Source organism: Micromonospora sp. PRAS1 (genome assembly GCF_059553435.1).
In genome coordinates, this window is the sequence record NZ_JCANNB010000080.1 from 1 (window position 1) to 4,999 (window position 4,999).

Below are 4,999 nucleotides of genomic sequence, written 5' to 3' on the forward strand. Positions count from 1 at the left end.
GCCAACACGACAAGCAACCGCGCGGCGAACACGTCGAAGAAGACGGGTAACCCGGAGCAGAAGCAGGCCCAGGCCAAGTCCAACCCGAAGGCGTCAACCGCCGCATCGAGCGGCGCCGGCGGCAAGGGCGGCGGTAAGAGCAGCGGTGGCGACTCGAAGCCAGGCGGCAAGTCGGGCGCCTCGGAACGCAGCAGTGGTGGTACCACTGGTGGTTCCTGCGAGCGTCCGGGCAACAGTTTCGTCCCGGGTACCAAGGTGCTGATGGCTGACGATTCGACCAAGGCGATCGAGGACGTTGACCCGGGTGACGAGGTGATGGTCACCGATCCGGAGACCGGTCGTACCGAGGTGGACACGGTCACCGCGAAGATCACCGGTGATGGAGTCAAGCATCTGGTGAAGGTCACCATCGACACCGACGGAGACCAGGGCTCGGAGACCACCGAGGTTACCGCCACTGATGGTCACCCGTTCTGGGTGCCTGAGCTGGGCGAGTGGGTCGAGGCCACCGAACTCCAGGCCGGGCAGTGGCTCCAGACCAGCGCCGGCACGTACGTCCAGATCAGCACCGTCGATCGCTGGAGCGTCCCCCGCGCCACCGTCCACAACCTCACCGTCGCCAACACCCACACGTACTATGTGATGGCTGGCAACACGCCGGTCCTTGTGCACAACTGCGACGGTGAGGTCGACTGGGTTAAGGAGAGTTCGGGGCGTAGCGATGCCGCCCAGGACTACGAAGATGGGGCCCACGGTGCCATGACCGATGTTGCCACCAGGATGCGTCGAGTGCCGGCACTCGACTACGTAAACCTGGAGGGCGACCTCAGGCAGGTAAAGTTTGATGGATTCGACGAGGCGAATGGTGTTTTGATCGACCGAAAGCTGGGCGTGCGCACACAGGAAAAGACGCAGCGTGCCGCAATTAATCAGTCAATGGCGCTTGAGCAAAACGGATACACTGGGCGATGGGAAGTCGCCAACCAGCGTGCTGCTAATCGTGCAAACAGAATGTTCGGTAGGCTCGGAATTGCGAACATCGTTGTGGAGGTTGTGAAGCCGTGAGTCGGGCAGTGGAGGTCGCCTTGGCGAGGGCGCTTGCCGACATTATCGTTGCCATTGAGCAGACGGATGATGAGGTTATTGCTCCGGAAGTGTCGGCGGATATTGTCGATCCTGTGACGGCTATTTTTGATGAGCTGTCGAACACTGATCGACACCAAATCGCACAGCTAATCCTGGAGTATGCGAAGGAACAACGGGATCCTGCTCGGAAGCGCATCATGCAGGAGGTTCCAGACGGTATGGGGCTCCTGGACGATGACTAGCCCTGGTTCGTCTAACGTTAATCGGGTAATGCCCTGGTTCTGAGGATGGATGGCCGGTGGGCAGAAGGCCGGAAGTGGTGGCGGTTCCATTGGGGTGAGGGAGATGAGACTTGCTGGTGACGACAGGAGGGGTGTCCGGTCTGCCGATTGGGAGGTGGATAATCCGCAGTTGGAAGACCTCTCGACGGCGCTTGATAGGCTCGATGGTCGTCGGTACACCGAGATTTCTGTCAATTTCTTCGAACCATTCAGCTACTTATCTATCTCCGGTGGGCCGCAGTTATTTCTTGTAACCGGAGAGCTGGCGAGCGGCGAAATTATTCAGCTGAAAGATTCTGGTGTCGAGTCGGGCAAGGTTCAGCTGGTTTGTGGGGGGCAGCTCGGCGAATTTGAGCGCGATGATTTGGTGGATCGAAAATCGGCTCTTGGTGCGTTGATGAACTTTATGGAGGGATTCCCGGCAGGGCTGGATGCAAACTGGTCCGTTGAATAGGTTTCGCCCCCTGTAGGGAGTGTGAAACTTTGCCATAACCGATCACCCTCGGTGCTTTGTCTGGGTATGCGGTGCTTTCCCGAGTACGATGGTTCCGAACGGAATTAAGTTATTCATTGTTGGAGGCGGACTCAGCAACTATGTGTTCTCCGGTCCGCTGGATGCGGATTCCGCTCCCGAATGGAGCGGGCGCGCGGGTGGCTCAGCTCCTGACTCTGGACGCCGAACTTGGTCCCTATAGCAAAATGAGCAATAGTTGCGTTACATACTGTGTGGGCATCCTTCGCGCTGGGGGCGTCGACATGCCGAGCGGGGCGCGCGGAGCTGTTTGGTTGAAGAGGCTGATCGATAATGGTGGATGACGCCGCGCCGGGCCAACTCGACATCCTTGCTGAGATCTTGCAGAGCAAGAGGGTTGGGCGTGGGCTTGTGCGGCTGGTTGGGGAAATCCTTCTAGCGGAGGATGATCTTACTGAGTGCATCACGTCGCTTGGTGAGCCTTCCACCGAGAGCTGGTTCAATGCGCTGGATGGCATATTGGATCATGTGGAGGAATATCAAAAAGCGTGGTTTAGTCTAAAATCGATGAAGAGTGTCGTTGACTCGGGAAGCTTGACACCGGAGGGTCAGCAGGCCATTGATGAACTTGCGTTATCGATGCGTGCTGCCGTCGATGCTTATCGTCGAGTGACTGATGAACTACGCGGCTCTAGCGGCTGACGGACTCTGACTTGAGCCCTCTTCAAACGTCGAGCTAATTCCCCTAAAAAGGATCGAGGAGTGGGGATCGGATCAGTTCATCGACACTGTCCGCAGCGCGATCCAGGCGTGGCACCGGTGCTCAACAGCAACGGTATGAGATTCGGCGGCGCAGGGTACTTTGGTGGCCGTGCGGACAAGACGCCGTTCTCGTACTTCTGGCAGGAGGGCTGGTAATGTTGGAGAGCGTCAGGCTGGCCGAAGCATTGGGTTATGCAGTCGGTGACCTGCTTGTGATCTCGGCGGAAGCGTTCGATACGTGTATCGCGGGTACCACGCCCCGGCGCGTGCGGGTCGAATGGCCGTGGCGGGAAATTGATCCGGAATCGGCTAACTCATGGGACGGCACTATGGCCTTCTCCCGTGATCCGGAAGCATATGACTGGTGTAATACCCCGTGGCGTCTGGAGCCTGACCCGTCAGAATTGCAAACGGGTGACGCATGCTTCGTCGGGATTCCGCCGACGGAGGTGAAAGTTGTTGGGATCGAAAAGTATGATCCCCCGGCTGACTTCGGATTCTTGCCGCGGCCCGACTATGTGCTCGAAGTGGTTCCGCTGGACATGATAGACGACGAAGAAGCGGGCTTTGTTCTTTATCTCAATGGCGAAGAGCCGATTGATATCGAGATGGCCAGTAGGGCGATTGGCATCGATGATTCGCGCGTGCCGGACCTGGTGTGTTGCGGGGAGGTTGGTGGTGGTTACGATCGCGGCTCATGGCCAGGGCGATCGCAAGGTAGAGGTATGCCTGTTTTAGGCGATTCCTAGTATCAGGGTGGTTCGGTAATGAATTTCGACCCTGTCATCATGGCGATGGTCGGCTGCGTCCAAATGCTTGATGCTGCGGAATCCGATGAGGTGGATCCGAGCTTTGCTGTCAAGGTGCAAGAGGTGATGGGGGAGTATCTGGCGGAGATTCCTCGCTCCGACGAACCGGAATTGCGAGCGATGCTCCTTCGAATAGCGGAAGAAGTATCCGTTCGAGAGCCTGTGATGGCCAAGCATCTGACGCGGTGGGCTAGGAATCTGAACGCTTCGTGCTCGGGTGCTTTGGCCGGCGTTGGGCGGATCGGCGACTTGAATGCTGGTCAGACCGACTCTATAAACCTGGCCGCACGGATCCGTTAGGGCGGTCTAGGATTTCGGCGGAAGGTGCCGTGGTGGATAGGGGCTAGCTTAATTCCGATCGCTTCCAGTCGACCGTGAAGTGGCGGAGACCCGGCCGGGACAATTGTGTTCCGGGTAGTAGTCGATAGAGAACTACCCTAGGAGGGCGTAGTGACAGTCGAACCCCGGCCCGATCCGGTGGAGATTTTTGCCCGCGTCGGGGATGTGAGGCCGGGAATCGGGGGCGCCGCTCGGGCATTCGAGGTCTGGACGCACCATGCCCGTAAGGCAGGCTGGGAAGTCGTTGATGAGCCTGGTTTCCTCTCGCATGCAGATGGGACGCTGTGTGGTGAGGTTGAGATTGAGGGTTTGCGATATCAGATTCACTACGGGCTCAGGGTCCGTGCTGTGGGCCTCGATGACCAGACTTCTCCGCCGTCATGGCGACCGTTGCTGCATTTCGCCGCTTGGGCTGAACCGAAGCTAGAGGGCTACCGTTTGGAGCAAGTCGGTTGAGTTGGCCCCGGAGTGAGGTGCGGGAGACCGGTGTGGTGGTGGGTACGGTGATGGGAAGCCTGCTGTTAAGTCAGGCCGCGGGCGCGGCGTAATTCCGCGAGGCGGTGTCCGACGACGCCCGCGAGTAGTTCCTGCTTGCCGGCTTCGACGGTGTGCTCGCCGCCGGCGCGTTGGATGTGGGTGGCGCGGATGTCGCGCCAGCGTGCGTAGCCGTGCATGGCTGTCTGCCCTCCTCTTCGGCGCGTTCCTTGAGGTAGATCTCGTAGTGTTGCTCGGCCAGTGGGATTGCCTCGGTGTACCACTGCTGCCAGCGTCTGGCTTTGTCTCCGGCAACGAGCAGAATGCTGGAGCGCCAGAGGTTGAAGGCGAACAGGATGCGTAGAGGCGCGTGCTGTCGATGAAGGCGAGGAAGTCGTGGGCGACCTGTGGTGGCTGATGGGGGCTATCGCGGCGCTGGCCGTTGCGCTGGTCGGAGTCTGGCTGCTCGTCCGGCGGCAACGTCGGGCCAGGGCGGCGGCGGACTCCGAAGCGCACACGCGGGAGGCCGCTCGGCGAGCTATCGGGCAGATGGCGAAATCCTCGCGCCGGAAAGGAACGATCCGTGGCAAGGGCGGCGGTGGCGACACGCAGACCGCCCATGACGCGGCGACGGGCACCGATTTCAGTGGCGGCATCTGAACCGGCACCGGCCAGGCAAATGCGTTGCGCTGATGCGGGTCGTCGTTACGATCGCGATCATGGCGATCGTGGAGACTGAGCGGCTGCTGGGGCGGGAGTGGACCGATGGGCCGGCG

The 4,999-nt window shown here is 59.8% G+C and carries 7 protein-coding genes and 2 pseudogenes; 7 read left to right on the forward strand and 2 right to left on the reverse strand.

All coding sequences use genetic code 11. The features are described 5' to 3' along the window. The 6 genes from AC507J_RS32050 to AC507J_RS32075 all read left to right on the forward strand — a co-directional run. The coding region (locus AC507J_RS32050; RefSeq protein WP_496294268.1) for a polymorphic toxin-type HINT domain-containing protein at window positions 1-1,065 on the forward strand (1,065 nt) is incomplete at its 5' end. Continuing rightward, complete coding sequence (locus tag AC507J_RS32055) at window positions 1,062-1,328, forward strand: hypothetical protein (RefSeq protein WP_496294270.1); 267 nt, start codon at window positions 1,062-1,064, stop codon at window positions 1,326-1,328. The genes AC507J_RS32050 and AC507J_RS32055, both read left to right, overlap by 4 nt. Window positions 1,329-1,431: 103 nt before the next feature. Beyond that, a complete protein-coding gene (locus tag AC507J_RS32060) occupies window positions 1,432-1,821 on the forward strand; it encodes a hypothetical protein (RefSeq protein ID WP_496294272.1) in 390 nt (129 codons plus the stop codon). 351 nt (window positions 1,822-2,172) lie between these two features. Then, complete coding sequence (locus tag AC507J_RS32065) at window positions 2,173-2,541, forward strand: hypothetical protein (RefSeq protein ID WP_496294274.1); 369 nt, start codon at window positions 2,173-2,175, stop codon at window positions 2,539-2,541. Window positions 2,542-2,756: 215 nt separating this feature from the next. Further along, window positions 2,757-3,350: a hypothetical protein gene (locus tag AC507J_RS32070; RefSeq protein WP_496294276.1), complete on the forward strand. Its 594-nt coding sequence runs from the start codon at window positions 2,757-2,759 to the stop codon at window positions 3,348-3,350. Between the two features lie 18 nt (window positions 3,351-3,368). After that, a complete protein-coding gene (locus AC507J_RS32075; protein WP_496294278.1) occupies window positions 3,369-3,710 on the forward strand; it encodes a hypothetical protein in 342 nt (113 codons plus the stop codon). Window positions 3,711-4,273: 563 nt separating this feature from the next. On the opposite strand, the pseudogene AC507J_RS32080 reads toward AC507J_RS32075, so the two are convergent. Both AC507J_RS32080 and AC507J_RS32085 read right to left on the reverse strand, forming a co-directional pair. Continuing rightward, window positions 4,274-4,423, reverse strand: a pseudogene (locus AC507J_RS32080) (helix-turn-helix domain-containing protein); the annotation flags it as partial. Then, window positions 4,423-4,587 (reverse strand): annotated as a pseudogene (locus tag AC507J_RS32085) (type II toxin-antitoxin system RelE/ParE family toxin); the annotation flags it as partial. The pseudogenes AC507J_RS32080 and AC507J_RS32085, both read right to left, overlap by 1 nt. Window positions 4,588-4,619: 32 nt before the next feature. Between AC507J_RS32085 and AC507J_RS32090 the strand changes: the two are divergent. Continuing rightward, window positions 4,620-4,883, forward strand: a complete 264-nt coding sequence (locus AC507J_RS32090) for a hypothetical protein (RefSeq protein ID WP_496294280.1) — start codon at window positions 4,620-4,622, stop codon at window positions 4,881-4,883. The last annotated feature ends 116 nt before the right edge of the window (window positions 4,884-4,999 follow it).